Origin of the sequence: Enterobacter sp. DTU_2021_1002640_1_SI_PRY_ASU_LCPMC_013 (assembly GCF_032389435.1) — a bacterium.
Lineage (GTDB): Bacteria > Pseudomonadota > Gammaproteobacteria > Enterobacterales > Enterobacteriaceae > Enterobacter > Enterobacter hormaechei_C.
In genome coordinates this window covers 3069687-3095551 of record NZ_CP135594.1, presented here as the reverse complement: position 1 = coordinate 3095551, position 25865 = coordinate 3069687, and the positions used below count along the sequence as shown (strand labels likewise).

The 25865-nt window shown below is 58.7% G+C and carries 29 protein-coding genes and 1 pseudogene; 4 read left to right on the top strand and 26 right to left on the bottom strand.

Annotated features, from left to right (window positions below; genetic code table 11):
* Nucleotides 1-9: 9 nt before the first annotated feature.
* The 4 genes from RS584_RS14870 to RS584_RS14855 form a co-directional block, all read right to left on the bottom strand.
* Nucleotides 10-657 carry a hypothetical protein gene (locus RS584_RS14870; protein WP_315748144.1) on the bottom strand — a complete coding sequence of 216 codons (648 nt, stop codon included), beginning with the start codon at nt 655-657 and terminating at the stop codon, nt 10-12.
* Nucleotides 654-1238: a PilL N-terminal domain-containing protein gene (locus tag RS584_RS14865; protein ID WP_315748143.1), complete on the bottom strand. Its 585-nt coding sequence runs from the start codon at nt 1236-1238 to the stop codon at nt 654-656. Before RS584_RS14865 ends, RS584_RS14870 begins: the two co-directional genes overlap by 4 nt.
* A 346-nt stretch (nt 1239-1584) precedes the next feature.
* A complete protein-coding gene (locus tag RS584_RS14860; protein ID WP_315748142.1) occupies nt 1585-2754 on the bottom strand; it encodes an MFS transporter in 1170 nt (389 codons plus the stop codon).
* A 54-nt stretch (nt 2755-2808) separates the two neighbouring features.
* Nucleotides 2809-2985, bottom strand: coding sequence for a hypothetical protein (locus RS584_RS14855; RefSeq protein WP_315748141.1), 177 nt, complete (start codon nt 2983-2985; stop codon nt 2809-2811).
* 311 nt (nt 2986-3296) lie between these two features.
* Here RS584_RS14855 and RS584_RS14850 point away from each other — a divergent pair, with 311 nt between their 5' ends.
* Entirely contained in the window at nt 3297-4151 is an 855-nt protein-coding gene (locus RS584_RS14850) for a helix-turn-helix transcriptional regulator (protein ID WP_315748140.1), read from the top strand.
* 340 nt (nt 4152-4491) lie between these two features.
* On the opposite strand, the gene RS584_RS14845 is transcribed toward RS584_RS14850, so the two are convergent.
* From RS584_RS14845 to RS584_RS14785, 13 genes are all read right to left on the bottom strand, one after another.
* Nucleotides 4492-5319: a DUF932 domain-containing protein gene (locus RS584_RS14845; protein WP_315748139.1), complete on the bottom strand. Its 828-nt coding sequence runs from the start codon at nt 5317-5319 to the stop codon at nt 4492-4494.
* 229 nt (nt 5320-5548) lie between these two features.
* Nucleotides 5549-5890, bottom strand: coding sequence for a hypothetical protein (locus RS584_RS14840; protein ID WP_315748138.1), 342 nt, complete (start codon nt 5888-5890; stop codon nt 5549-5551).
* Between the two features lie 77 nt (nt 5891-5967).
* A complete protein-coding gene (locus RS584_RS14835) occupies nt 5968-6579 on the bottom strand; it encodes a DUF3275 family protein (RefSeq protein WP_315748137.1) in 612 nt (203 codons plus the stop codon).
* A gap of 106 nt (nt 6580-6685) precedes the next feature.
* The gene (locus RS584_RS14830; protein ID WP_315748136.1) at nt 6686-7234 is read right to left on the bottom strand and encodes an STY4534 family ICE replication protein; all 549 of its coding nucleotides are present in this window, start codon (nt 7232-7234) and stop codon (nt 6686-6688) included.
* Between the two features lie 502 nt (nt 7235-7736).
* The gene (locus RS584_RS14825) at nt 7737-8078 is read right to left on the bottom strand and encodes a hypothetical protein (RefSeq protein ID WP_315748135.1); all 342 of its coding nucleotides are present in this window, start codon (nt 8076-8078) and stop codon (nt 7737-7739) included.
* An 85-nt stretch (nt 8079-8163) separates the two neighbouring features.
* Nucleotides 8164-8382: a hypothetical protein gene (locus tag RS584_RS14820; protein WP_315748134.1), complete on the bottom strand. Its 219-nt coding sequence runs from the start codon at nt 8380-8382 to the stop codon at nt 8164-8166.
* Complete coding sequence (locus RS584_RS14815) at nt 8379-9191, bottom strand: GTPase (protein WP_315748133.1); 813 nt, start codon at nt 9189-9191, stop codon at nt 8379-8381. Before RS584_RS14815 ends, RS584_RS14820 begins: the two co-directional genes overlap by 4 nt.
* 434 nt (nt 9192-9625) lie before the next feature.
* On the bottom strand, nt 9626-10087 hold the full coding sequence (locus RS584_RS14810; RefSeq protein WP_315748132.1) for a hypothetical protein: 462 nt from the start codon (nt 10085-10087) through the stop codon (nt 9626-9628).
* A 462-nt stretch (nt 10088-10549) separates the two neighbouring features.
* Entirely contained in the window at nt 10550-11263 is a 714-nt protein-coding gene (locus RS584_RS14805) for an ABC transporter substrate-binding protein (protein ID WP_315748131.1), read from the bottom strand.
* An 87-nt stretch (nt 11264-11350) separates the two neighbouring features.
* Nucleotides 11351-12025: a hypothetical protein gene (locus tag RS584_RS14800; protein WP_315748130.1), complete on the bottom strand. Its 675-nt coding sequence runs from the start codon at nt 12023-12025 to the stop codon at nt 11351-11353.
* A gap of 124 nt (nt 12026-12149) precedes the next feature.
* Nucleotides 12150-12548: a hypothetical protein gene (locus RS584_RS14795; RefSeq protein WP_410493082.1), complete on the bottom strand. Its 399-nt coding sequence runs from the start codon at nt 12546-12548 to the stop codon at nt 12150-12152.
* A 25-nt stretch (nt 12549-12573) separates the two neighbouring features.
* Nucleotides 12574-12798, bottom strand: a complete 225-nt coding sequence (locus RS584_RS14790) for a hypothetical protein (protein WP_315748129.1) — start codon at nt 12796-12798, stop codon at nt 12574-12576.
* 313 nt (nt 12799-13111) lie between these two features.
* On the bottom strand, nt 13112-14677 hold the full coding sequence (locus RS584_RS14785) for an ATP-binding protein (RefSeq protein WP_315748128.1): 1566 nt from the start codon (nt 14675-14677) through the stop codon (nt 13112-13114).
* Between the two features lie 404 nt (nt 14678-15081).
* Between RS584_RS14785 and RS584_RS14780 the strand changes: the two genes are divergently transcribed.
* Nucleotides 15082-15360, top strand: a complete 279-nt coding sequence (locus tag RS584_RS14780) for a DUF1778 domain-containing protein (RefSeq protein ID WP_012248294.1) — start codon at nt 15082-15084, stop codon at nt 15358-15360.
* The gene (locus RS584_RS14775; protein ID WP_315748127.1) at nt 15360-15887 is read left to right on the top strand and encodes a GNAT family N-acetyltransferase; all 528 of its coding nucleotides are present in this window, start codon (nt 15360-15362) and stop codon (nt 15885-15887) included. Before RS584_RS14780 ends, RS584_RS14775 begins: the two co-directional genes overlap by 1 nt.
* A 130-nt stretch (nt 15888-16017) precedes the next feature.
* On the opposite strand, the gene RS584_RS14770 is transcribed toward RS584_RS14775, so the two are convergent.
* Nucleotides 16018-17388, bottom strand: a complete 1371-nt coding sequence (locus RS584_RS14770) for an MFS transporter (RefSeq protein WP_315748126.1) — start codon at nt 17386-17388, stop codon at nt 16018-16020.
* 149 nt (nt 17389-17537) lie between these two features.
* Here RS584_RS14770 and RS584_RS14765 point away from each other — a divergent pair, with 149 nt between their 5' ends.
* Nucleotides 17538-18173, top strand: coding sequence for a TetR/AcrR family transcriptional regulator (locus RS584_RS14765; RefSeq protein ID WP_315748125.1), 636 nt, complete (start codon nt 17538-17540; stop codon nt 18171-18173).
* A gap of 104 nt (nt 18174-18277) precedes the next feature.
* Here RS584_RS14765 and RS584_RS14760 read toward each other — a convergent pair.
* From RS584_RS14760 to RS584_RS14725, 8 genes and pseudogenes are all read right to left on the bottom strand, one after another.
* Nucleotides 18278-18475, bottom strand: a pseudogene (locus tag RS584_RS14760) (DNA cytosine methyltransferase); the annotation flags it as partial.
* A gap of 637 nt (nt 18476-19112) precedes the next feature.
* Nucleotides 19113-21137 (bottom strand): DNA topoisomerase III, encoded by a 2025-nt coding sequence (locus RS584_RS14755; protein ID WP_315748124.1) that lies wholly within the window; start codon nt 21135-21137, stop codon nt 19113-19115.
* A gap of 332 nt (nt 21138-21469) precedes the next feature.
* Nucleotides 21470-21913 carry a single-stranded DNA-binding protein gene (locus RS584_RS14750; protein WP_315748123.1) on the bottom strand — a complete coding sequence of 148 codons (444 nt, stop codon included), beginning with the start codon at nt 21911-21913 and terminating at the stop codon, nt 21470-21472.
* Between the two features lie 43 nt (nt 21914-21956).
* A complete protein-coding gene (locus RS584_RS14745; protein WP_315749988.1) occupies nt 21957-22115 on the bottom strand; it encodes a DNA methyltransferase in 159 nt (52 codons plus the stop codon).
* Between the two features lie 134 nt (nt 22116-22249).
* Nucleotides 22250-22789: a DUF3158 family protein gene (locus RS584_RS14740; RefSeq protein WP_315748122.1), complete on the bottom strand. Its 540-nt coding sequence runs from the start codon at nt 22787-22789 to the stop codon at nt 22250-22252.
* Nucleotides 22786-23607: a PFL_4669 family integrating conjugative element protein gene (locus RS584_RS14735; protein ID WP_315748121.1), complete on the bottom strand. Its 822-nt coding sequence runs from the start codon at nt 23605-23607 to the stop codon at nt 22786-22788. Before RS584_RS14735 ends, RS584_RS14740 begins: the two co-directional genes overlap by 4 nt.
* A gap of 500 nt (nt 23608-24107) precedes the next feature.
* On the bottom strand, nt 24108-25301 hold the full coding sequence (locus tag RS584_RS14730) for an STY4528 family pathogenicity island replication protein (RefSeq protein WP_315749986.1): 1194 nt from the start codon (nt 25299-25301) through the stop codon (nt 24108-24110).
* A 2-nt stretch (nt 25302-25303) separates the two neighbouring features.
* Nucleotides 25304-25864, bottom strand: coding sequence for a DUF2857 domain-containing protein (locus RS584_RS14725; RefSeq protein ID WP_315748120.1), 561 nt, complete (start codon nt 25862-25864; stop codon nt 25304-25306).
* Between the last annotated feature and the right edge of the window lies 1 nt (nt 25865).

The window sequence follows — 25865 nt, the reverse complement described above, 5'->3', positions numbered from 1 at the left end:
CTGGCCCTCCTATGGCGCGACCACGCGAAGAACCTGGCCGCCGTTCTGGAACACCGCGGTGTGGTCTTCGATGGTTTCCAGCCGCCAGCCGGCCTCCGTTTCGCCGGGCCGCAGAACGCCTGTCAGGGAGGAGGCAGCGGCTCCCGTAGGCTGGATCGACAAAAAACGCTCGCCGCCGCGCATTTCGAGGCCGATGACCTTGAATGGAGGCGCCGCCACCTTGGGCCTGGTGGCCGGGTTCTTCAGCGTCCGGGTTGGGGTGGGAGCGACCTGGGCGGCTTTCGCCAGGCGGGCCTCCAACTGCTCGATGCGGCTTTGCAATGGAGAGAGGCTTTCGGCTGTCAGCCGTTCGCCGAGCGCCTGCTCGATCCTGGAAACCCGTTGCTCGATGGCCAGGCGCTCGGTTTCGAACTGCGCGGTCGTCAACGTGTCGGGCTGTTGCCGCTGCGCTTCGAGCTGCTGCCCCAGTTCTGCCAGCCTGGCTTCCAGGACAGCGACTTGCGTACTTTGTGCGCTGTCCCCGGCCTGTGTGGCAAGGTTGGACAGCGCCACATGATTGACCACCGCACCAGCGCTGATCAGCAAGACCCAGGTGATGGTGGCCACGCGCAGCAGCGGTACGCGCGAGCGGTGGCCGGAGCCGGGGATGATGGTCATGGCCGGACCTCCGTGGTGAGCGGGCGTTTCTCAACGTGACCGGCCGCCTTCGAGGAAGAGTGTGCGGCCGGTTGGCTCAGGGCAGATGCTGGCTGGGGAGCGCGGGTGAAGCAGACGCGGCGGGCGCCATCGTCGACTTTCAGATCCCACGCAGAACCGGCCAGCGTCAGCAGGGCATCACGCAGAAGCATCGGCCCCAACCGATAGTGGGATGCCGGCAACGGCAGTGAATTGAGTGCGGTGATCTCGCCCACTGAGCAGAGCTGGTAGCCGGAACGTAGCAGGACGTGTCGCAACGCATCGCCCACGGTCGCGGTGCGCGTGTCGGGTATGGCGATATCGACCACCTGCAACAGCAGGTCTTGCTGTGCCGATGCCGGGGCCAGTTCGACCAGGGTATAACGTCCATAGCGAACGACCGGAACGAATTCCGGCTTCTGTTTTGCCGGTACGATCGCCGGCTTCGCGATGGGGGCGGCCTTCGGCGGAGGCGTCGTCGTGGCGCAGCCAACCATCAGTGCGGCTGCGATCAGCAGGCCGCAGCCCGCCAGATGGCGATGGAAGTGGCTGAATGGTTGCATGTGTCGGTTCTCTGAAGCGTTGAACCGTCACAATCGCCGTTCATGGCGGGGGCATCAGCAAACAAAGGGAACTGCCGGCTGCCCCTATTTTTCATTTCAGAGAGCGGCCGCTATGAGCCGGCCTGCTCAGACTCGCTTCGTCACTCAGGCGTTTTGGAATCGCGGCGCGATTGTGCTGGACTCCACACAGCCGATCATCAAGCGAGTATGTTCGCTCGAGGCGGTGCCATTGGAGCTGGCCAGTGGCCTCTTGCTGACGCTGCTGGCCTCGGGGTTTATCTCCGCTATAGTGACATGGGATTTCTTCTCTCAAAAAAACGGCCCCGGAGGGCCGTAGTAATGCGAGTCATGACTTCCTGCGTAAGTTAAGCAGTTGAAGTATTGCGCCGATAATAGCGACTGCCCCTGCGCTCGTCGCTAACATCCACGCAGGCCATTGCTGGAGAAGTAACACTCCTCCCAATGCAGCGCCGAGCGCGCTTCCCAGATAGAGGGCGGATTCGTTCAACGCCACAGCAAGATTGCCATCACCCTGTTGTTCACGAGCTTTGATCAACTCATTGTTTTGAGGAACCTGCAGCGCCCAGCCCCCGGCACCCCAAACGGCGATCGGAAGCATCACCAACCATGGGCCGGTTGACAACGAGACTGGCAGTAAAAGCAGAGCAACTGCCAGAATGGCCATAATCCACAGTGTCAGCGTCGGTCCCTTTACACGATCCACCAGAGGACCGATCAGGAAGCTGCCCAGCACTCCACCAACACCCCATACCCAAAGATATGGCGTAACTGAGGGAGATGAGTCTGGTTCAGCGGCAGCTATCAGCGGAGCCAGAAAGGTATACATTCCCAAGCTGGAAATCGCCGCGAGCAGGGAAACCAAAAGGATGACCACCACATGGCTATCTGTGAGCAATGCGAGCTTGGCCTTGAGTGGAATTGCCTGTGCCGTTGGCAATGCAGGAAGCCGGGCAAACAGCCCTACGAAAGCAATGCCCCCCAGCAGCGTGACCAGCCACAGCGCAGATTGCCAGCCGAGTTGTTCCGCCAGGAGCAGACTCAAAGGAACGCCCAGCACTGTTCCGCTGGCCATACCTCCCATGATTACGGCGATTGATTTCCCTCGCTGATCAGGGAGGGAAAGCGCCGCAGAGGCGGCAATGCCCATCGCGAGATAGACACCTGCTCCAATACCAGCGATGGCGCGGAAAACCATCAGAACCGTGAAATCAGTGGATAGCGCACTGGCTGCATTGGCCAGAACAAATACTCCGAGGGCGAACAGCAAGTCTGCTCGCTGCTGATGTGCGGGTAACAACGCGACAAAGATTGGTGAGCCCAGCCCATAGGCCAGCGTGAAGGCGGTGACCAACTGCGCCGCAATCGCTACGGACACAGAAAAAGCCGTTTCGATCATCGGCAGGAGCCCAGCGGTAACGTAGGAGGCCATCCCAAGGGCAAATGCCCCCAACGATATGAGATAGACTGGTGAGCTTTTTTTGTAGTTCGACATCATAGGTTTCCAACTAATAGAATTGGGGCGACACATGTGTCGCCCCACAGTTGCAGTTTAAAAAGAAAGTGACACTTCGTATTCCGCCAGCCAGGTATTCAGGCCGATTGCCAATTCCATGCCCATGCGGTCATACATGGGAGACAGGTTGTCAGGAGGTTTCCCCAGGGTTTGGGTAACACGGTCACGGTCACGGTCAAGCAATGGCAATACCGGAGAAGCCGGATTAGCCATGATCGTGGTCAGCGAGGTTCGCAGTCCTTTGTACGCAGGGTCTTGCGTGGAGGGATAGCGGATATTGGCTGCAAATTCTGTTTAGTGTCACAAAGGTCCGATACTGCCCGGATACTTTCAAGGCACTTAGTTTTTCATTCAGTAAAGTTTGGTACATGGTTATTTCCTCTTAGCTCTGGCTACATTTCACTCATCCTTTTTCAATGGTTGCCCGAAGGCTTTGCACGCCTTTGGGGCAAGTCGCACCTATTGTGTGCAACTTATTTGTCTATTACAATCTAACCATTTATGCTGTTACTAAAGGTGATGGGATGAGCACAGCTAGAACGATGGAGCGCACGCGAAAGGAATTAGCTGACTTTCTGCGTAGTCGGCGCGAGCGCTTGCATCCTGTTGATGTTGGTCTTCCGTCTGGCGGACGCCGCCGTACGCCAGGCCTGCGACGCGAGGAAGTTGCTGCATTGGCCGGAGTCGGATTGACCTGGTACACGTGGCTGGAGCAAGGGCGTGATATCAGCGTATCGGCGACATTTCTGGACAACCTGTCACGGGTCCTGAAGCTGGACGCCGCTGAGCGCCGGTATCTCTATCTGCTAAGCCAGCAGCGTCCTCCCGCAGAACCAGGAAAGACATGGTGTGTCGTACCGCAAGTCGTCCACCGTCTGATGGGCGACCTGGCGCTACGCCCTGCCTACGTGATCAATCTTCGATGGGATGTGCTGGCGTGGAACCAAGCCGCAGACCGAGTGTTCCACTTTTCAAAACATGCCCCGGAACGCCGGAACCTGCTCTGGATGCTATTCGCTGATCCTGCAACTCAGGCGTTGTTTAGCCCTTGGGAGGATCAAGCCCTCCACCTGCTATCTGAGTTCCGGCGAGATTTTGTCCGGGCGACGCAAGAGCCTGATATCTGCGCTTTGATCAAGGACCTGGAAAAGGTCTCTCCCGATTTCAAAGCTTGGTGGCAGGAACAGACCATCCATGGTCTGAATATGAGTTGGCAGCGTTTATCTCTTACAGGCTACGGCCATGTCGCTTTCGAATACACGAAGCTTACGATTGACGAGGATCGTCATCTTCGACTGCTCTACTACGCAGCATTGGATCAAAGCGATCAAGACCAAGGTTTCATCAGATGGTTGACGTCCTTTACTGACGATAAATAACGACCCCGAAGGGCTGTTGAAGTGCTGCATGGTGATCAGGCAGCGACAAGTTGTCTTGCTATCGCCACTTCTACCGAATTGCCGTCCGTGTTGAGTGCATCCAACCCGGACTCCGGCACACCTCCTCTCCCGATGTGTTCTGCGAGACGAGGATCTTCTTGGCCATCAGGTCGGGGCATTCATCAATGCGAAGAAGCGGTTGCGAAGATGTTGTATCGGGCATGTTCGTGTCCTTTGGAAGGTCCAGGGGCAGCACCAGCTCGTGGGGGAGGAATGCTCCGTCAGGAGCGGTGGGTGAAAACCTCGGGAATTGCCTGAAACGAGCAATTCCCGCGTCAGATCAGTTTTTCAGTTGCCGCAGGCCTTCGGCCAGCAGCCACAGCGCCCGATTGAGGCGGACGTTCTGATCGATGCCTTGTACAGGGCGCGTGCGTTGATGACGGCCATAGGCAGTCCGACCGGACAGACCTCCTTTGACGAGGTTTTCCTGTACCCGGTTGAACACCGACCACAGATCCGGCCGGTTGTCATCGAACCGGCGCGTTGCCAGAACCTGGCTTGCAGTTATCGGCAGCACCTTGGTGTCGCTGTCGTACTTGAGCGTCAGGGCCGATCGCGCAAAGGCTTCCGCCTCCCCATCGTCGAGCGTGATGGCTCGCATGGCTTCGCGGGAGTCCTGCACCTGGTCGAAGCCGCTCAGGACCTCGTAGGCACCTTCGATTACATGGTCCGTCACATTGCCCTTGTGAGGCACACGAACGTCTCCAACGATATCGCCGCACACCAGACCGTTCCGGCACACGAAACGGAACATGCCGGCCAGCATCTGGTAACTGCTGGTGCCATCATGTGAATTCAGCAAGACGATCTCATTCGCCTCTTTGCCGTTGATCTGGCTTGCATGGCGAAGACGGATCATGTGTTTCGTGAACTCGCGACGGTCTTCACGACGCACGCGGGTCTGGCACACCATGAAGGGTTCGAACCCTTCATTGCGGAGTTTCGCCAGAACGGCGGAGGTCGGGATATAGCTGTACCGTAAGGAGCGGCTTTCGTGCGGGGCGTCCGCGTAGATGGAAGGAGCAACTGCGCGGATCTGGTCATCCGACAGAGGATGATCAGCACGCAGGATCGGGGAACGTGATGCGAAACGGGATGCGAGTTGCATGTCTATCTCCTTGAGGATTGGGCAAGCGAAATCGACGACTGGCCAAAACCAGACGCGCACGCGTGCGTGGAAAACCTGCGATGCAGGGTCAGTCCGAAGACTGATGGACGGGAAGTTCAGACGACTCGAAAGGCGGATGCCGAACGCGCTGTGCATCTGTGATCGTGGTACGCACGTAAAGCACGCTCAACAGAGCAGTGAATGCCCTGGCAGGGATAACGTGGGCCTTTCAGATCCCCAGTTCGGTGAATGAACCATCCGCCTGATGCCTGGTGAGGCGATTGCCGACATTCCTTGCGGCGTCGGATTGCGCCTCTCTGAACAGGCTCTCGGGCACGATGATCTGAAAATACCGCAAGACCTCGCGGTAGTAGTCAAGGTTATGACCGAAAGGATCGGTCTCGTGCAGATTGCTGTACAGGAAGTGGTCGTCCTCGACCTGCATGGCGTCGTCGATTATCTCGGCAGACTTTTCGATGGTCAGGAAAAAATATTGCATCGGCCGGTCCCAGCCGAGCACGACGATGATGGGAAATCCCTTGTGGGAGGTGTCGAAGTAGTGTCGACTCATGATGAAGCTCCTCTTTTGAAATCATCGGACGCTGTTCCATCGGGGAGGCGCCCCGATGGGTGATGTATCAACGCCGGTCAGACGTTGACCTGGAGCCAGTCCTGGAACAGAGGTTCAAACCGATAGCCCATCGCATCGAGACGGTCGCGCTGCTGACGCAGGATGCGGCGGTCGACGGTTGCGTCGAGTTTCACGATTTCGCTCAACGGCCAGAGCATGCCGAACAGTGCCGCGTCGTCATCTTCAGCCGAGGCGTCGGTGGGTGATGCTGCCGCTGGTTCGCTTCCGAACGGCGTGGTGTCGACCAGTGGATCGCGCATGCTGCGGGCCTTGGTCCTGGCTGGAGGCCTGGTGGCTGCGGCAGGAGCCTGCGCTTCCTCATCAATAGGAACGATCTCCTGCGGGCTCAGCCGCTGGGCTTCGTCCTTGCTCAGGCGATCGCTGTTTGAGAGGGGCATACCACCCAGATGGGCGCGGATTTCGATGATCATCCGCCCACTGGTGTTGTAGGTGGAGGGGCGGATTTTGGCGATGACGAAATCACCGTCGTATTTGCCTTCGTTATACTGGTCCAATCCCGAATTCTTTATGACAAACTCACCAATGCTGGTCGAAAAGTGGCCGACATTAAAGTCGCCATTCCTGCCGTGGATTGTCTTGATGGCCAACTGGCCCGGAAGGGTAATCATAGAGTGCTCCTGGTGAAGAATGGACGAGCGGGCTCCGCCGACAGCGCTGTGTCTGGGATGCCCGGCTGATGAAAAGAACAAGGCCCCTGTGAGGGGGCCTTGCGGATCAGAACGACTCGGCCAGTGCTGGTGCTTGCGCATCGGCGGCTTCGTCTGCAGGTTCGTTGACCGGCTCGGAGGTTTCCGGAACCGGCACTTCCTGCGGCGCAGGAGCAGGCGCTGCGGATTGCTCCGCAGCGTCCTGTTCGGACTCGGCCGGCTTGGGTTCGGCTTTGTACTTCAGAACGCCATCGACCTTGATCCAGCTGACGAACAGCAGGCGGGCTTTCAGGCTGACACCCTGTTCGCCGACGCGCTTACCCTTGGAATAGGTGAAGGTGTCGGTCCACAGGTCGCCCAGGCGGAACCCGATCATCACTTTCTTCTCCGCCTCGACGGCATCGATGCAGCGACGAATGAGGTGCTGGGCATCGGTGCCCGAAACGCGCGTATCGAAACGCACGTACGAGACATCGTTGCTCGGACCATTAAGCGCTGCGATATCGCAAGCCAGGAACGGATCACCTTTCTTCGGCTTCACTTCGCGGATGCGATTGAGGTAGCCGAGGCCGGTGATGTGCAAGTCGAAAAAGGACTTTTCGTTGGAAGTGGTCATGGTGAATCTCCAGACTTGAGGACAAAAAAGCGGAGACACACCGACCCCGTACGGGAGGTGTGTAACCCCCGCGCGGGTTGATGGATCGTGAGATCCGGCAACAACCAGGTTGGCATCACCGCCGATTGCTCGACGGTCGTTCGCGCTGGGATGCCGAATGCGAACTGGTGTGATCACGCGGACGGAACCGCGCGGTAGCCTTGAAGATCATGGCTACCTGGGCATGTTGCTGACCGTGGTCAGCGCAACATGGCTGTAGCGTGGCATCTGCTTCTCTGGACGGCCATCCGGAATGGGTACTGGCCTGTCGCCTTATTGTTCGGCCGCTGAACGTGAGTCGTGCGAGCATGCCGATTGTCGTGTAGCGCGCACGGCGTAACCCGGTTGTATGCTGTTTCTCAACAGCGGCGGAGCCTGGTGTGCGATATCGGGGTGCTGAAAAAAAGAAGCCCCCGAGGCGGGGGCTTGCTGGGTGATCAGCAATGGGGCTAAGTGCCAATCCCTAAGAACCGCAACCGGCCGGGCAGCAACCCAGCTCAATTCCGTGTGTGCAGTAGCCATTCTGTGCATTCCAGTACCGGGTTTCCTGCCTTTCGACTGGTGTTGCATAGTCCCATTCCTGTGCTATCTGCAGAGCCTGTGCGCGCTGGCATTCAGGCAGTAGAGCAATGTGTATCTCAACCTGTGAACTGAAGCGTTCGACGTAGTAGTCGTGAGACAGTCCGCAGCCGTTGTTGGCTTGCACGGCGAACTTCTCGCAAACAGCCCTCCACGCGGTTTCATTGAACGCGGGATGGGTCTCCCCGATGGTCTGTGAGGATGTACTGCAAGTGATTTCTGACATGATGGATACCTCAACGTTGAAGAAAAAGGCCCTACATCTGAGTGGATGGAAAGCGTGAAGGGCAAGTCCCCGCCAGGGTACGGATTCAGCCGTAATACTGCCGGGCTTCCTGCCATGGAACGAAGCGCGCATCACGGCCAGTCGAGAGCGGAAGCTGTAAGCTCCCGGTCTCTTCCTTCGAGAAGCGTGTCGCCTGGTCGAGCAGGACCCAGCCGAACTCGTTGGACCAGAAACCGGCGCTGTCGCTGACGGCTGACTCGTTGGGTGAATACACCACCCAGGAGCCGCTTGCCGTGGACGTCACGCCGACACCGCCTGACGTCGCCGTGAAGCCTTGGCGTTGATCACGCTCACGTCGATCAGGCGCCAGCGCCCGTCATCGATCAGATGCTCCAGCACTTCGCCGAGCATGTCGAAATACACCTCGTCGTGCCGATCGACCAGTTCGCCATCGCAATGCAGCTCCACCACGTAGGTGTCGCCGGCGCGGTCATAAAGGATCGTCACCCGGCCCTCGAACTTCCCGGTCGAAACCGCGAAGCTGATCGCCGGAGGCGTCTCGATGATCCTGGACGGCTTTGGATCGACCCAGGTGAAGTCACGGGCGCCCGCATCGACCAGCATGTGGGTGATACGCCGGAAGCCATCGGGCGCCGGCATTTCCTCCAGTTGCTGGATGAGCTGGCCCAGTTCCAGGCACTGTGGCTTGGGGATGGGCAGCTTGGCCGGTGCGGAACCAAGGACATGCGTTTTGACGGTGTAGGGGATGCCGTCAGACGTCATCTCCGTACGCTCTTCCGGGGTGTCCGCACGCAGGCCGTCGAACCGGCGCCGCGCGTAGGGTTGGACATGCACCCTAGCTCCTTCTTCGGGGACCGAAGTCACCAGGTTGGGATCGAGCACCGCGAACTCGGTGGGTTTGACCCTGACGATGATGGCATCGCCGGTGGTCGCGACCACTTTGCCGTCGAAGGCATCGGGGTCGATCGAGAAGCCGAATGCCGACACTTGTGGCTGATCGTCAAATACGCGGTACTTGAAACCTCGCGCATTGCGCGGCACATGGGCTGCGACAAGCGAAGGCATCAGGGACTTGATGAGAGAACGGTCCATGGGAACTCCTTGAAAAAAGCAAGGGATTCCCGCCACAAGGGAGGGTGTCCCTTGTGGGTTGAGTGATTGGTGCGGAATGCGCCGGTAGAACAGACCAACCAGTGCAACGAGGCACCGCAGTCTTGAAGGTCTCGACTGCCTGGGCATGCAGCCGGCAACGCCAGCAAACATGTCGTCAGGTTGATCTATGGCGCTGCGAATTGTTAGCGCCTATCGGAGCAGTCTCTTCAACGTATTCCGTCGTTGCGGGATCACAGATCGTCGCGTCGCAGGTGCTTGTGACGAACCTGCATCCAGGGGAACATCAAACTTGCGACAAACCCGCCAATGACGCCGGTGGCCAGAAATCGGATCTCGCTCCCCCAGGGCTGCGGCAACGCCATGCTCAGCGCCAGGACGCCGAGAAGAATCGTGCTGGCGGATGCGATCCACCGTCACCGGGTTCTGAGCAGGCCGCCTGCCAGGGCGTCCAGCAGACTGAGTTCGGTGAACGTTTCCCCGGAGGCTTTTTCCGCAATGCGTCCACGGAGCACGTCCAGGTCGATATCCGGACCGTTCCCTCCATGGCGCTCCTGCTGCTGAAGTGCGTCGGTAATCATGTGAGGCGAAGGCAGGTTCTTTGGCCTGGTGTTCGCGGGGGTGAGGCCGTAGGCTGTCAAGAGCGTATGGGTCAGTTTTGGTAGCCGTAAACGCTTTGCCAGGCGGTCGTCCAACATGCACCACATCTTCTCCCTGCCAGCAACTGCCAGACGGTAGAGCGCCAGCCGGCTGGCGGCCGGGTAATCAACGGTGGTCACTATCGCAGGCATTTCGATTGCACCACCGGAGCGCAGGAAGTGGACGTGGTTCTTGCCTTCGTGTGCGAACCACACTCCCAGCGGAGCGATCTCAAACACGATGGCCTGGTCTCGGTCTCCCGGTGTCGAGCGTTCATCTTGCAGCAAATAGTCGGCAAGCCCGGTGGCGGAGGGTGCCTCCCTTCACCGCCAGGATTCGCCCAGTAACATGTCGAGTGGAACATGAGCGCGCGCTGCCGACCGATTGCCGCAAATCCAGAAAAGGCACTATGGCCCTGGTGAAGGCGGAAACATCGACAGCGGAACCGGCTGCATTGGGCAGCTCAGGGGGCACGAGGAATGTCGAAGCAGGTAATCTAGCGCTGCATCCAATGCGTCCTTTGCAGCCACGATGTTTCTGACAGCTTGCTTCAGCTTGGCAGAAGCTGCATCGGGTTTCTGTACAGGGGCAACTTCGGTATCGGACGGCATCGTCATAAGGTTTCCAGAAAATACAAAATCGAACCACATGGAACTATAAAAAAGAGAGCCTCGCGAGGAGGCTCTAATTTCAATCTACAGTTATTCTTCATATTGTGGCAGTCCATCCAGGATCGGGGCATCGGCATCGAAGATCAGGATGCGGATGTCGGCCAAAGCCGCCAGATGGAGAGTATCAACCAGAGATTCCGGCATGCCCTTGTCCAGATGTTGCTGTCGCAGTTGTGCAGCGGTAATGCCCTCAATCTGCAACAGGTTCTCATCTGTCCATGGCGTGGCGATCAGTTTTACGCCAATCGCCGGGCTACAGGGAATGCGGAATGCGATGAACTGGAAGGCAGTCGGGGTGGCGATATCAGCCAACTCGGCCAGGTAGCGGGAAGCCTCTTCGGTAATGTGCGCCGTACTGATTTCCCAGCACCGGCTGTAAAAGCCGGTCTCGAAGTTCAGTCGGTGGATCACTTCCTCCGCAGATTTTCCGGAGTAGGTGTCTGCGATATGAACAGGCTGATCGAAGTCATCGCCGGTAATGGCATAGACTACCGTGCGCACAACTCCATCGGTCTGACATTGGCTTTCCAGTTCCTTCAGGATTTCCTGGCCTTCGGTGATCAACGCAAAGTCGTTGCACAGAATGCAGGGAAACTGCGCGATCTGTTCGTCAGGCAGATGCGCCTGGCTGGGATGCAGCGGCCGCCAGACTGGCGGGCTGTCGTCTGCGTGGGTGATGCAAAGCGTGCGGACGAAATGCAAGTGCTGATAGCCGCGGATGAAGGGATTGAGAGTCTGGGACATGAGATTTCTTCAGCGAGTTAGGCGGAGCGCCCCCTCCGGGGATAACGCCCCGGTGGGTGGATAAAATGCGCAGCCTTGGTCGAAAGCTCAGTCCTGATTTTGGAGCAGACCCTCGGCTATGCGTTGCCGCAGTTCCCGGCGGCTATTGTGATCTTGAACCCCGGCAAGCAGTCTTGCCGTTTTAAGTGTTATGCGGGCGGTTGCTACAGTCAGATCGCCCTCCCGCAGCGCCTTTTGCAGATCAGTTGCGAGTTCCAGCGCCTGAGCGGAGTTCCCGAAAAGCCTGATCTCCCGACTGATGAAGCAGGCATGACCACCCAACTCGAACAGCCTTGGTTTGCTGCAGTACCAGCAACCCTCGAACTGAATAGCGATAAAGTTATGGCCATCGTTGAAGCAAGAGGCGATCAGGAACAAGGCTTCGAGGTCTGCGTCACCATCAAACGGATGATGTTCGATAAGGTTTTCGAGATCTTCGTCCTGATCGGCGTGGAAATGCCTGGCGAGTGCTTCAAGAACCACATCGATTGTCGTCTCGGGTTCCTCACCAGGTGAAATGTTGAGCTGAGTGGATAGGTTCGTCAGGCCCTCCAGCACGTCACTCCATTGCGGATCGTTGGTTTCGGCGATCGTTGCGATGAATGCCCGCCCGTTCCCTAGATAATTGGCGTCGAGATTGAAAGCGCCGAACAGTGCGGAGATAACAGGCGTAACGTCTTCCAGCATCAGAACGCCGGTAGCTTCGTAATAATTATTCGCCATGATGATGGCTTCTCTCGATGAATGGGCGGAGCCACGTCCCTGCGGACATGAGCATCTGCATGGGGAGTAGAAGGGAGACGCCAGGACAGAGGCGAGCAGTCGGTCGGAAAACAATGAACCGGGCTCACCAGCCGCTGTAGTTGAGCACCAGTTGCGCGATCACTTTCCTGCGTTCCAGGTCGAGTCCGCCGAGATCGGTGAGACCCTCGAAGCCGATACGCTTGAGCATCGCAGCGCCCTCGCGGTTATTGTAGAAGCTGACCATTGCAGAAAGGAAGAGCCGCTGTCCGCCACTTAGGACGCTCAGGGCATCGTTGAGCAGAAGCAAGTTGGGCCGCAGATCCCATTTGCTGGCCGCATTCAGAAATCCTTCGCGGGTGCCGTCGCCAAACCACGCGACACCGGCGATCTCCACGCCGCGCTTCCAGGTACGGAAGAAGGCGGATGGCGCCAATGCGATATGCGCTTCTTCAAGCGCGATCTGATCGACGACCTCTTGGGGGAGAGAAATTTTCAGGTTCATCGCTATGACTCCTGTTGCTGTACGATCAAGGATGCGAACGCTGCTGCCACTCACCGTTTTCGAGAGCGGTCGCTGCAACTTCGATACTGGGGAAATATTCGATGGACTCGCGCGAGACCGGGCCTTCTTCATCGGTCGTGCCGATGTAGTAGCCTGCTGCGCTTCTCAGCACTCGTAGGGGCAGACGCTTGCCGACCCAGAACAAGGCCAGATGGCCGATCCGGGGTTGGGGATGTGAAGCAATGGACATGGTGTTCTCCTGACAATGGCGGGAGGCGCCACATCCCTACGGAAGTGGAAGCGTCCCGTGGGTTGATGGAAATGCATCGACGCCGTGATGGCGTGCGTCCGCGAAGGTGATGCGTGGCGGACTGGTGGGTCGGCGCGGAGAACTCCACGGCACAGCCGGAAAGACCCTGGCTGCTGGCATGGCGCTGAAAACATCAGCAACGCATGGGAATGAGCATGACGATCCAGTGCGTCTTCGTCCTGCGTCAATCGGAATGCAGACCTGGCCCTATTGCCCAAAAAAAACGCTCCCGACGGAGCGTTTGTGAGGTGGATCAATTGGTGATCGTATGTAGCTTGCCTTCATCATCGAAGACCAGCCGCACCGTCGCGCCTGCCAGTTTCGGCTGAGGCGTATAACGCAGCATGTCCGGCAACAAGGCGCTGATGACGCGAACCGGGTCCTGCGAGGAGCCGATGGCGATGAAGGTATCGATGGTCCGCTCGTCCTCGGCCTCACTGGCTTCGTCGTAACGGTCATCGAATATGTAGTCCGAAATCAGCCGGGTGACGGAGCCCACGTCTACGGTGAGGTAGAGGGTGTCGACCCTGCGCACGGCATGTACCGGATACTCGCCGGGCTCGCCTTCCAGGCTGACGCGCAGGCCTTCGACCAGAACCAGCGAGAGAGCGCCGTCCGCCAGGCTGGCGTGATTGTCTTCATAAAGCCTGGTGGCATGCTGGACGACAATCTGCTCGGGCCTGATCGTTCGGACCATGGGCATCAGCCAATGCTCAGAATCCAGCCGTGTTTCCTCCAGCAGAAACCCTTTGCGAGCACTAAGGTAGACCTCGGCAGTCGACTGATCATCGTCCTCGCTGTCGATGCACCAGACGCCGACCTCCTTCAGACCCTCACTGGCCGATATTCCGGTCCGGTGATAGCGTTCCCAGAAGCGGCAATGTCCTGGAGGAGTGTCGTGCCAGTCGCGGAACCATGCCAACGGAACGAATGGGATATCGTTGAGCAGGTCTGCATTGGATGAGGTAAGGCACCTTTCGGCGTGGTGCTCCACGAACTCGCTGCCCGGCAACTGCTGCCTGGATTCGATCAAGGCCTGACGGTAGGCTTGATTGATCGCCGCCTGGATACGGACATATTCGTCAGCCTCATTGAGCAGATGCTGCCGATCAGGAAGCCGGGCGATCATGTCATCGCGCAGCATGACCACATGATAATTCGATGCTCTGGGCGGAAAACCGAGAGGAAGCCCCTGCAGGAAGCACTGCCACTGGACGCATGAAGCCTCCAGGTTGAGCAGAATCCGGCCGACAGGCGTCTCGCGCCATTGCAGGTCGGGATTGACCAGTGGTCGAACCAGCTCTGTGCCATTGAGGAAGACAGGCACCGGAAAGGCTTCGCAGAGTTTCTTGAGTTGCTGTGCCACCCAGGTCAACAGATGGACGCCGGAGGTTGGAGATTGCACACCATCGAGACGAATCTCCGTGCCGATGCGAGCTTCCTTAGCATGGACCTCAATGCCATCGCCGTGGATGATGGTCGTGGTGCTGGCACTGAACGCCTGCGTACCCGAATGCACCGACAGATGTTTGGAAAAATACAAGGTCGAAAGCACGCCCATGCCGAAGGCGTTCTCACGCGCCTGTAGTTCCGGGTCCCAGCCGGATTCGGCGATATGAATCAGAGATTGCATGTCGGCGATGCCGGTGCCGTCGTCGCTGACGGTGATCGAGGCGTCGTCCACAGTGATGTGGATCTGGTTCGCACCGGCTCGCCGTGCATTCTGCAGCAGTTCACCGAGCATGGACTGCGGATTGAAGGCATGTCGCAGGTTGGAAATCAGACGGTGCTGATTGGTTTTGAGACGGATAGTGCCCATTGAGGCCTCCTGAAAGTCGTGCGCCGAAGTGGACGCGAAGGATGAAAGCGCGAGCGAAGATGCGCCGTGGCTGGCCGCTTGGCGCCGGGCGTGAACTGGAAGAGCGGTGATCGCGCGGGGACGAAGTGCATCTACGCCGGCTGTGGCGTGCATCCGCGAAAACGATGCGAGGCGGACTGGATCGGTCTACGTGGTTGTTTCACGGCGCAGCCTGAAGACCTGGCTGCTGGCATGGCGCTGATCGGGATCAGCAACACCTGCCGCAAGACTGGCAGCGGTAGATGCTGCCGTCCCGGGCCAATCCGCGTGCAGGGTCAACCTTGTTGTCCTGCACGGTGGGGCTGGATTTTGTACGCCTGTTGTGCTAACGTATCGTACAAAATGCAACTTTCGGAGATGCTTCTATGGGTACTTCAGCAACGAAAACCGCGCGCTTCGGGCTGCGTGCAACGCAGCAGCAGGAAGCCGTGTTGCGACGGGCGGCCGATGTCGCTCACAAGTCGATGACGGACTTCATCCTTGACAGCGCCTATCAGGCGGCTGAACAGACATTGCTTGACCAGCGCCTGTTCGTGGTCTCGGGCAGCCAGTCGCACGCGCTTCTGGATCTGCTGGATCGGCCGGCGCAGGACAATGCCGGGCTGAAGGATCTGTTCTCGCGTCCCGCACCGTGGAGTAGCTGATGGCATTGACGGAGCCGTCAGCGCTCGCCGCAGGGCATGCGCTCGACGAATTCGATTGCGGCAAAGCCAGTTTGAACGACTGGCTGGTGCGGCATGCCCGGCAGTCACAGTCCAGCGGCTCAGCCAAAACCTATGTCGTGGCCGACGAACAGCGGGTCGTTGGGTATTTCAGCCTGACAGTGGGCCAGATCGATACCCTCGAAGCGCCTGATCGTGTGCGAAAGGGAATGGGTGGATATCCCGTTCCCGTTGTCATCCTGGCGCGGTTGGCTGTCGACCAGCGTAAGCACGGGTGCGGTATTGGCGTGGGGTTGCTGCAGGAAGCAATCAGGCGCACGGTCATCATCTCCGAGCAAGCTGGCGTGCGGGCCATGCTGACGCATCCGATCGATGATGAGGCCGCACGCTTCTACCAGCGCTTCGGTTTCGAGGCATCACCCGTACGGGAGCAGCAGCTACTGCTGTTGTTGAAGGATGCACGCAAGCTCCTGTTGCCCGAGAGCGCGCACACCCGACCGATTTCATAGCGCGGGGATGCGGGCAATAGCGCATGTGTTCCATCCGTTCGCCCGCTATGCCCGAAGCTGTCCGCGCCAGCGAAGTGGAGTTCGTGGGCTGGCACCAAGAAGATGCGGCGAAAATGATGTAATTTCGTGGTCAGCCGTCTTGTCTTTCCGGCTTGCTGTTCAATGTGCAGTTGAACAATACCAGGCTGATCAGAGTCGCCAGGATGTTGTATGAGGTGGCCTGTGCCAGGGCAACACCATGATTACTTGATTCTGCGCCCGGTATGTGCGCCAGTCCGGTGAACAGGATGGCCCCGACGATCGTGACACCCGCCGAATTGCCAAGGGCTTGCAAGGTACTGACCAGCCCCGACGCCACGCCGGCCTGGGCGTCAGCCACGCGGCCCAGCAGAATGCCGAGCGCCGCCGGAATCGCCATGCCCTGGCCAAAACCGTTGAGTATCAGCGATATTACGAGGCAGGCCAAACTGTCAGGGTTTGTCCAACCCACCCATATCGCCAGTGCCAGTCCCAGGCCGAAGATGCACAGCCCGGCAAACAAGGTTCCTTCGCCCATGTAGTTTTGTAGTCGCGGACCCGCCAGTGAGCCCGCAAAGAACGCCACGGCCGAAGGTGTGAAGATGAGTCCTGCCATCAGCGGTGAGAGATGGAGCCCCCCTTGCAGTAGCATCGTCAGTGACAGAAAAAACGAACTGATGGCCGAGTAGAAGAAGAACATGCCAAAGGCGCCAGCCAGGAAGGGGCGGTTGTGTAATAGAGCAACGTCGAACATCGGCAGGCCGCCCGATTTCGCCAACCGGTGTTCATGCCACAGGAATGCAGCCCATACCGCCACCGATAGCAGTGGCATGCACCAGGACCACCATGGCCATCCCTGGTCCCGGCCAAGCATGACCGGGACCAGCATCAATGCGATGGCAGCGGCACCGGTAAGCGATCCTGCGATGTCGATGCGGGCCTGCATCAGCGTCGATTCCGGTAGCACCCTGCGTCCCACGATCAGCGCCAGGGCGCCGATCGGTAGGTTAATCAGGAATACCATGCGCCAGCCCAGGTCGCCGGGCCCGTGTTCGATTAACCAGCCTCCGAGTAACTGCGATACCGAAGCCGCCACGCCTTGTACGGCACCCATGATGGCGAACGCCCGCGTCCGATCCGTGTCCGCGAACAGCAGACGAATAGAGGCCAGTACCTGCGGCATTAGCAACGCAGCACCCATGCCTTGAGCGATTCTGGCTGCGATCAAGACACCAGCAGTCGGGCTCATACCACAGCCCAGCGAAGCTGCGGTGAACAGAGCCATGCCGAAGAGGAAGATGCGGCGGCGTCCATACATATCCCCAAGCCGCGCGCCGTTCATGAGGCAGATGCCATAGGAAGCGGCGTAGCTTGCCAACACCAGTTGGACCTGAACCTCTGAGGCCGGTAGCCCTGCACGCATTTCGGGCACCGCCACATGGACGATGAACAGATCAAGAATGACGACGAAATTACCTGTCAAGAGTGTGGCCAGAGCTAGCCAGCGGCTTCTGGACGTCAGGCCCGAGGGAGAGATAAGGATTTGCAGTGGGTATCTCATTAAAATAAATACATACGATCGTATTTGTTACTATAATAGACAACATGCAAACCTGCAATGGAGGAGTTTTCATGATCGATACAGTCAGCACAGGGTCGCGGGACGGTCGTCGTGAGCGGGGAGATCGCTCCCGCGGTGCTATCCTGGCCGAAGCCGTTCGACTGGCTTCCGAAACGGGACTGGAAGGGCTGACCTTTGGTCGCGTCAGCAGCGAGGCGAACGTCCCCAAGAGCAGCATCCAGGTGCTTTTTGGTAGCCGGGAAAAGTTGCAACTGGCGACGCTCGACGAGGCGATGGATATCTACCGGCGTACCGTGGTCGAACCGGCAATGTTCAGGAACAGCCCTCTGGATCGCCTGACCGCATTGCTGGAGGGCTGGTACGACTTCGTGCGATCAAGAACGTTGCCCGGCGGGTGTTTTCTCAATGCGGTTAGCAGCGAATTCCGTTGCCGCCCGGGGCCAATTCGTGAGCGTATCCAGACCTACCGACAGAACAAACGGACACGTTTTCGAGAGTTGATTGAACAGGGGCAGCGGGTCAATGAATTGCGCGGCGATCTGGAAACCGAACAGCTCGTCTTCGCCTGGGTGGCATGCGAAGCGGTTGCCAACGTGGCCGCGCTAATGGGCGACGAGGAAGAGTTTGAGCATGCACGGGAAGTCGCCCTGTGGCATCTGCGCGCCGCTACAAGGTCCATGTCATAGCAACAGCCGTCAGGGCGAAAGCACGTGAGCCCATTCTGTCCGCTGACGTGTGCGCAACTGGCCGTACGGCGTTACTGCATGCCATGATACTTGTGGGCCAGAAGCTATATGTCCATGAACCTGGAGAGCTTTTGGCCAAGCCAGGTGATGCAGGGGACGGCCATCGAATTATCGATCGCCTTGTAGCGCGGTGCATCGACTGCAGGCTTGCCACAATACGGCCCTTGGGTGTAGTTGTCGGGCATTCCCTGGAAACACTCGCATTCGGTAAGCATGAACCGCCTGACGCGCCAGCAAGCCCATTGCGACTGCGATACCCAGCCCGGCCGTTGCGCCGCCTTCCCGTCCACGCACCGCGACGGAGCGTGCGATCAGATCCGGCCCGAGCATCTTGTCCGTATTCTCCTGCCTTTTGCTGTAGTGGTTGACCGCGCGACCAATGGACGGCGGTGGTGCAAAGTGAAGAAGGAGAGGAACAGGGCGCTGGAGGCTGAATGCCTCCAGCGACTGACAAGGAAACCACCTGTGGGCTGTCACAGGGCTCAGACTGTCGTCATGAGTCTGTCGCTGTGTCAGCGGTCGCACCCGACCCGTGTCGTGGCTGGGGCCGGCATCGTCTGGCGCACATCCGCGCACAAAAGGAACCCGTTGTTTCACCGGCGGGCACCGGAATCGAACACCGTCGTCCCGGAAGGGTCTCCTGGCGCCACGCATGCAGGGTGCCAGGAGACCCTTCGGATCGGACAGAGAAATCGCTGATCAACAGGCTGCGTTTACGCAACCGGGCAGGAAAACACCTTCATCCCTCCCGGCGACACGAACCGCTGGAGGGGAACATGCCTTTGCAGAAGGCGGAGACATGCTCGGGATACCCCGCCACTGGCAGGGCAATGCCTGACAACCGCTGGGAATCGCGGTATGGGCAGGACGTGTCTGACGTCAGGAAGTCTTGCGGGGCGCGCGCCGATTGCGGGTGCCCGGACGCTTGCCACCGGACGATTCGATCTCCACGGTGCCCTTGCAGTCGGGGTAACGGCTACATGACCAGAAGACGCCGGTCTTGCCGGTACGTTGCCGGGTCGCGGCACCACATACAGGACAGGTCGGACCTTCGGGGACCTTGATGGACAAGCTGCTACTTCCGTATTCCCGGACCAGATGCGTGATCCAGATGGATTGCTTTTCGATGAACGTGTCCAGCGTCATCTGTCCAGCTTCAATCATGTCCAGGGCCTGTTCCCACACGGCCGTCGTACCCGGATCGGCAATGGCGAACGGCACAGCGTCAATGAGCGTAAACGCGGCATCCGAAGCGCGAATGGAACGGCCTTTCTTGACCAGATAGCTCCGGCCGAGCAAGCCGTTGATGATGCTGGCGCGTGTGGCTTCGGTGCCGATGCCTGTCGTCTCCTTGAGTTTCTGCTTCAACCGCGGGTCGGTCACCAGTTTGGCGACGCCTTTCATGGCCTTGATCAATTCACCCTGGGTATAGGGCCTGGGTGGCATTGTTTTCAGCGCCTTCAACTCTACCTGCTCGATACCGCAGCGGGTGCTGTTGCTCAGAGGCGGCAGGATCTGGCTCCGCTGAGCGGGTTCGTCGTCCTTGCCGTCATGCGTCTCCGTTTCGCCGTTGATCAGTGCGAGCCGCCAGCCCGGAACAATCACCTGTTTGCCGTTCGCCTGCAGCGACTGGTCGCTTGCCGAGAACCGTGCTACCGTCCGGTCGAACTCGTGGTGGGGCATGAACTGCGCAATGAAGTGCGCACGGATCAGACCATACACCGCCCGTTCCTTCTCCGACATGGCTGAAAGATTGCTGGGCTCCAGCGTCGGGATGATGCCGTGGTGGGCCGTCACTTTCGCGTCGTTCCAGGCGCGTGAACGCTGATTTCTGTCGAGCCGGTCGATCAGCGGGCGCAGGCTGGGATCGGTGGTAACAATGGCGTCGAGCACTGCCGGCACTTCGGCAAACATGCTTTCCGGCAGATAGCCGGAGTCGCTGCGCGGATAGGTCGTCACCTTGTGCGTTTCGTACAAGGCCTGGGCAATGTCCAGCGTTTCCTGGACGTCGAGGCCGAACTGCCTGGAGCACGTTTCCTGCAGCGTGCCGAGATCGAAAGGCAGTGGCGGCACTTCGCGCACGCGCTCGGTTTCCACCGATTGTACCAGCGCGTTGCGGCCATCGCGTATCTGATCTGCCGCATGCAATGCCACGGATTGTTGCACGCACCTTCCAGCCTCATCGCTGGTACCTTCGGGTGGTACCCAGGTGGCGGAGAATGCCTGGCCCGAATGGGCTAACTTTACTTCGACAGCCCAGTACGGCACGGAAACAAAACGCGTAATCTCACGATCGCGGTCAACGACCAGCTTCAGTGTAGGGGTCTGCACACGACCGACGGACAGCACGCCCTGATAGCCAGCCTGCCGGCCGAGCAGGGTGAACAAGCGGCTGAGGTTCATGCCGATCAGCCAGTCCGCACGTGAACGGGCGAGTGCCGAGTAGTACATTGGCAATGTCTCGCTCGACGGTTTCAGGGCCTCCAGCGCCTTACAGATGGACGCATCATTGAGCGCTGACAACCAGAGCCGCTGAATGGATCCACGGTAGCCGCACAGGTCGATGATCTCACGGGCGATCATCTCCCCCTCGCGGTCCGCGTCGGTTGCAATCACCAGTTCGCTGGTTTGTGCGATCAGCCGTTTGACCACTTTGAATTGCGTGGCGGTGGTGGACTTGACCTCGTTGCGCCAGCGCTCTGGAAGAATCGGAAGCTGTTCGATGGACCAGCGCTTGTACTGCTCCCCATAAGCTTCCGGTGGCGCCGCTTCGACCAGATGGCCGATGCACCAGGTCACGACGATACCGGGTCCGTTGTAGCAGCCGTTACCACGCTGCCTGGCACCCAGCACTCGGGCGATGTCTTTTCCTTGCGAGGGCTTCTCGCACAGATACAGTCGCATGCAGCCTCCCCGGCAATGACATGGTGATCGTTGAATGAGCACCAGCATGCCGGTAAGAGTAGCGGCGGGCAGTAAACAAAGTGGACTCCATGATGACCGACTTCTTGCACGCCGGGTACATCGTTGCGGCAGTGAGTAATAATCGTCGCAAAAGAACGATGTACAGTGGCTTCGCCATCGGTGCGCAAGCGGAACTCAGTGGAATCCAGTGGACTTACCCTGAGTAAAGTGAATGTCGCTGCAGGTGCAGAGCACATCCAGGGAGACATAAGATCACTGGCGCATTGAGAGCGTGTGTTGGTTGCTACACCCGCCCTCGGTGCTGCCTATTCTTACGCCTTACCCTGCTTCGGTTCCTTCTGCCCCCTGGTCTCCTTTGGCTTCGTCTCCGCTTCGCCCTCGATCTCCTGTGGCTTCGCGCCGAGCGTTACGGCCTCGACCCGATAGGGAAGGATGCCGATCCGCCGCGCCTCGATCTTGAAGGTGACGCGCTCGTTTTCTTCCGCATCCTCCCACTCGTCGCGAACGGCGCGTCCTTCGACCAGAACGCGCATGCCCTTCTGGTACAGGCCCTTCCAATGCTCGGCTTCGCGGTGCCAGATTTCCACGGGGGCCCAGAAGCCGCCGCGGTCTTCAAACCCGTCCCTGGACGGGACAGGGTTGTCAAAATAGACGTTCAGACGCATCAATCTTCTTGGTTCTTCGTTCCCGTTCGGAAACTCCCGGTAGTCCGGCGCAGAGCCAATGTTGCCTTCGCCATAGAAATGCGTGCTCATAGTGGAAACTCCTTACTGGCTGGAAATGTCTGATTGAATGGCATCAGTGCAGGCGCTGCAGGTCGATGAACGACCGGTACAATTCGCAACAGATGCAATGCCGTTGCAGGCTGCGCGCGACCACGGTGGTCATGCCGCAGCCCGTGAAAGAGTCGAGTACGGTATTGCCACCCCGTGAGCCGGCGAAAATGTGGGGTGGCACGAAGTTGTCCCGGAACACCACGAAATGACCTCCGTGGGAAGGCTTGCACCCTTATGTCATCAAGGTTCATCCATCTCAACATCTGGCAGTAGTCGCCAGTACGGGGGCTGTTTAACCAGGACTGCGCAGTAGCATCAGTCCTGCTCATGACGATAGCCTTCGTTAGATGGATCTGTACCGGTCCTGCCGGCGGCCCGGCGTTGATATGCCGCATGCGCCGACGTCACCTTGCTGGCGCATTCCATACCCTGCCGGGCAAGGGTGTGGCACAGGCTGATCTGCATGTTCAGCACGATGCGCTGCTGTTCCAGCGCAAGGAGGTCGTCAATCAGGCCGATCGGCGTGGCGGGGCTGGCAATCAGTCCTTCCCACAGCGCCACGCCCATGCTGGAACGATCGAGGTTGCGCCAGCGAAGAAAGGTTGTCCCTGCGCCAGTGGTCTGTTGCGACAGTTGAACGGGCAACAGGTTGAAGGGATGGCTGCGGGCCTGCGCCAGCACTTTGCACTGCGCCAGTCCAATCAGGTCGTCCCGCAGTGCTTCGCACTGGCTGGCCCAGGTCGCAAGCTCCCCATTACCTTTAAAGGGTCTTAAAAGGCCTTTTAGGTAGGCTGCGTGTTCCAGCTTCTGGAAGTCAGCCTGTTCCAGCGCTTCGAAGCGGCTTGGCGCGTTCATGTTGATGAATCCTCTTCGTCCGAAGACGCGGATGCTTCACCCTCGGGTTCGTCATCGGAATCGGCTGGCGCAGCTTGGTCGGTGTCACTGGCCGGTACGACAGCCGATGTTCCGGACCGGCTGGTGCCCGAGGCCAGAGGCGAACGCCGGATAAGCGGCGGTGCGAAGCGGGAGCGGCGCTCGCCTTCGAGTACATCCTGCGGCAGCTCGCCATACTTCTCAATTGCTGCACGTGCAATTGCGTTGTTGGCTGCGAAGTCGTCGCGTTTCGTGCCGGAGTAGCGGTACTGCTGCGCCAGGCTGAAGAGGCTGCGCAGGGAATGCGCTCCTTCTCCCAGCCAGCGTTCAAGGGTGCTGCGATCGATCAGGGCCGTGTGATGCGCGAGGATCAGACGGCGGGCAAGATCGTCATAGTCGGCGAGAAGATAAACCGCCATAAAACCCAACTGGGATGAGACGAACAGCGGTAGCTTGACGGGCTGTACATTGAGGTTTTCGCCGAGGCTGAGCGCCTGCGGGATGTCGGAGAGTGCCTGGTCTACCTGCTCACGCAGGGCCTGAAGCTGTTCCCTGGTTGTGCTGAGCTTGTCTTCGATTCGCAGCATCCACCAGTCCGAATAGGGATCGTCCTGCTCTGCGCCGCGCTTCAGTTTGTTCATGATGGCGACAAAGCCGTTGAGGCCGATGATGCCGGGTTTGCCTTCGGATGGTGTGCGCCCGTGCCAGATGCGTGAGGCATGGTGGGTATGCAACGTCAGCGACATCGCGCTGCGCAACGCCCCCAGGTTCAACTGGATAGATTCTGTTTCGTTTGCCATGTTGGCGACTCCCGGTATTGGAACGAGGGGGCAGCATCGCCGTTGGCCGGAAGGCCGTCAGTCATCAAACCGCACCAAAGCTGTGCCTGTTTGTGAGCCGGCATTGGCGCGACTGGCCCGGTTTCGTAAGCGGGAACCTGTTTGCGGGAGCAACGTTCCGGAATTGCTCCGGTACGGAAAAGGAGCCTGTTCTTCTGTACCCTTGGTGTAGGCCTGCATCTCCTCCCGGGAATAATCGAATTCTTGGTCGGGCCGGGGTGGCGCAAGTCAAGGGCGGAAGGCTGTATGTTGCACTATACCCGGGGGATAGGCGTCTATGGTTCTTAGTGGACTACAGCCTTGTCAAACAGGGCAGAAATCAGGGTGCAGCCACCGGAAGGCTGTGTGTTGAGCTATACCCGGGGTATAGGCGACTATGGAACTGAGTGGAATTACTCGCCATGGTCGATGACGACCAATTACCTGATATGGCCGCGACTACTCGACGACAGAGGTAAGATTTACGACAAGCGAAGCATCGAGCGCAGTCGGGCGATATGGGCCTGAGCCATTTCTGGATCTACGGGTTGTTGCCGTGGTTGCTCGGTCCGTGTAAACGTTGTCTCGGGCTGTGTCCTCTGTCCAGCCCAGGCCCGGAACTCACCGCGCATGGCTTTCTGGATAATGCCAAACAAGTAACCGGCCGGATTGCGAACAGTGCTGGCGCGGCATCGGGCATCCCACTCATCGAGAACAGCCTGATGCAGATCGGGATCAACCGGCTGCAACGCGGCTAATGCCCCTGACTGCTGTTCAGCCTTGAGTAACCTGAAGCGCTCGGGAAGGTGAAGCATGCCCAACCCGCGCGGTACTGTACTGATTTCTTTTATTTCTTTTTCTTTACGTACTGTACTATCGGTCTTCGGAATCCGAAGCGAGTCGGTTTTGCTGGTTTTTTCGCCTGCTTCGGATGGCGAAGACAGGTCGTCACGATTCCGAAGAAGGTCATTTTGTCCATCTTCGGAATCGTAGTTACCCACAGCTTGTGGATAACTTTTCGGCTCAACCCAACCTTGTATTTTCAGACGCTGTGATAGCACCTGCAGCCGGCTCGGCAGCTCACGTCCTCTGAGCAGGGGATCGTCGGTCATTTCCTTGAGCGTGTGGACGCTGACGCGCTGGATGGATTTGCTTGCGTGGTCCAGTGACTGGCTGACAAGCCACAGATAATCAGCATCAAGCTGGATGGCTTCGTAGGGTGTGAGAGGTTCGTCGTGCAGTACATATAGGTTGCCCAGGATGCGCCCCGTCCTGGAGTCGCGCCGGCGTCGTACCAGGCTGATCCAGCGTGTGAGGCGTAGCAAGGTCAGCGCGCGCGCGACCGTTTCATGCGAGGCTCTGGTGGCGCATGGCATCGATGCTAGCCAGGGGGCAAGCTGGTCGTACGTTGGAAACGCCGTGATGCCATCCTCGTTGAGCAACAACCGGAACACTTGCCAGGCATTGCGCTCCAGCGGTGTCAGGCGATTGTCCGTGAGTAAAGCGCGAGGTACGGAGTCATGGCGATTACCGCTGAAAATAAAACCGTCAGTCTGGTGTGCAGGAACTGATTGGGCAGGAGCTGGAGGCGGTTGCTGAGCCTGCATTTGTTGAAGCGCCTCATCGAAAAGGTACTCCAGCGATACGGGACCGCTTGATTGCCGCGAGTTGTCCATGCTCAAATCAGTCCTTCATCGATCCACCTGACAATGGCGCTCCAGATGACAGAGATGGGCAGACCCATGCTCTCGGCAAGGTCTGCGGCGATGCCAAGCATCACCGTTTCGTCGGTCAACGCCACACCGTTCTCCTTGACCGTGTCCGTCCAGCGGTTCCAGAGGTCGCAATCCTGCTCCTCTGTCAGGACGGGATGGCGCCCCTTGCGTTTGGGGAGTCCGAGGACGCCGCGGCGCACAGCAATTTCCTGATGTGTCAGTCCATAGAAACGACTGATAAGTTCAGTGCTGGCACCAAGGGTCAACAGGCGATCGATGACATGGATTTCCTTTTGCACGTTGTCCCATTGGTGCAGCAGGCGTTGCACAACATCTCGATTTATTGTCACAGAGCACCAGGATACCCGGGCATTGGCCAGTACACTGGCCATGGCGGGATGTTTGAGCGCATCGAGATCTTCATCCTCAAATCCCATGGATTTGGCGCGGCGCAATTGACCGTTGCGCAAATCGTGGAGTGCCTGCGCGATCACTGCCTGATTGAGAGGATGAGGATTCGACATG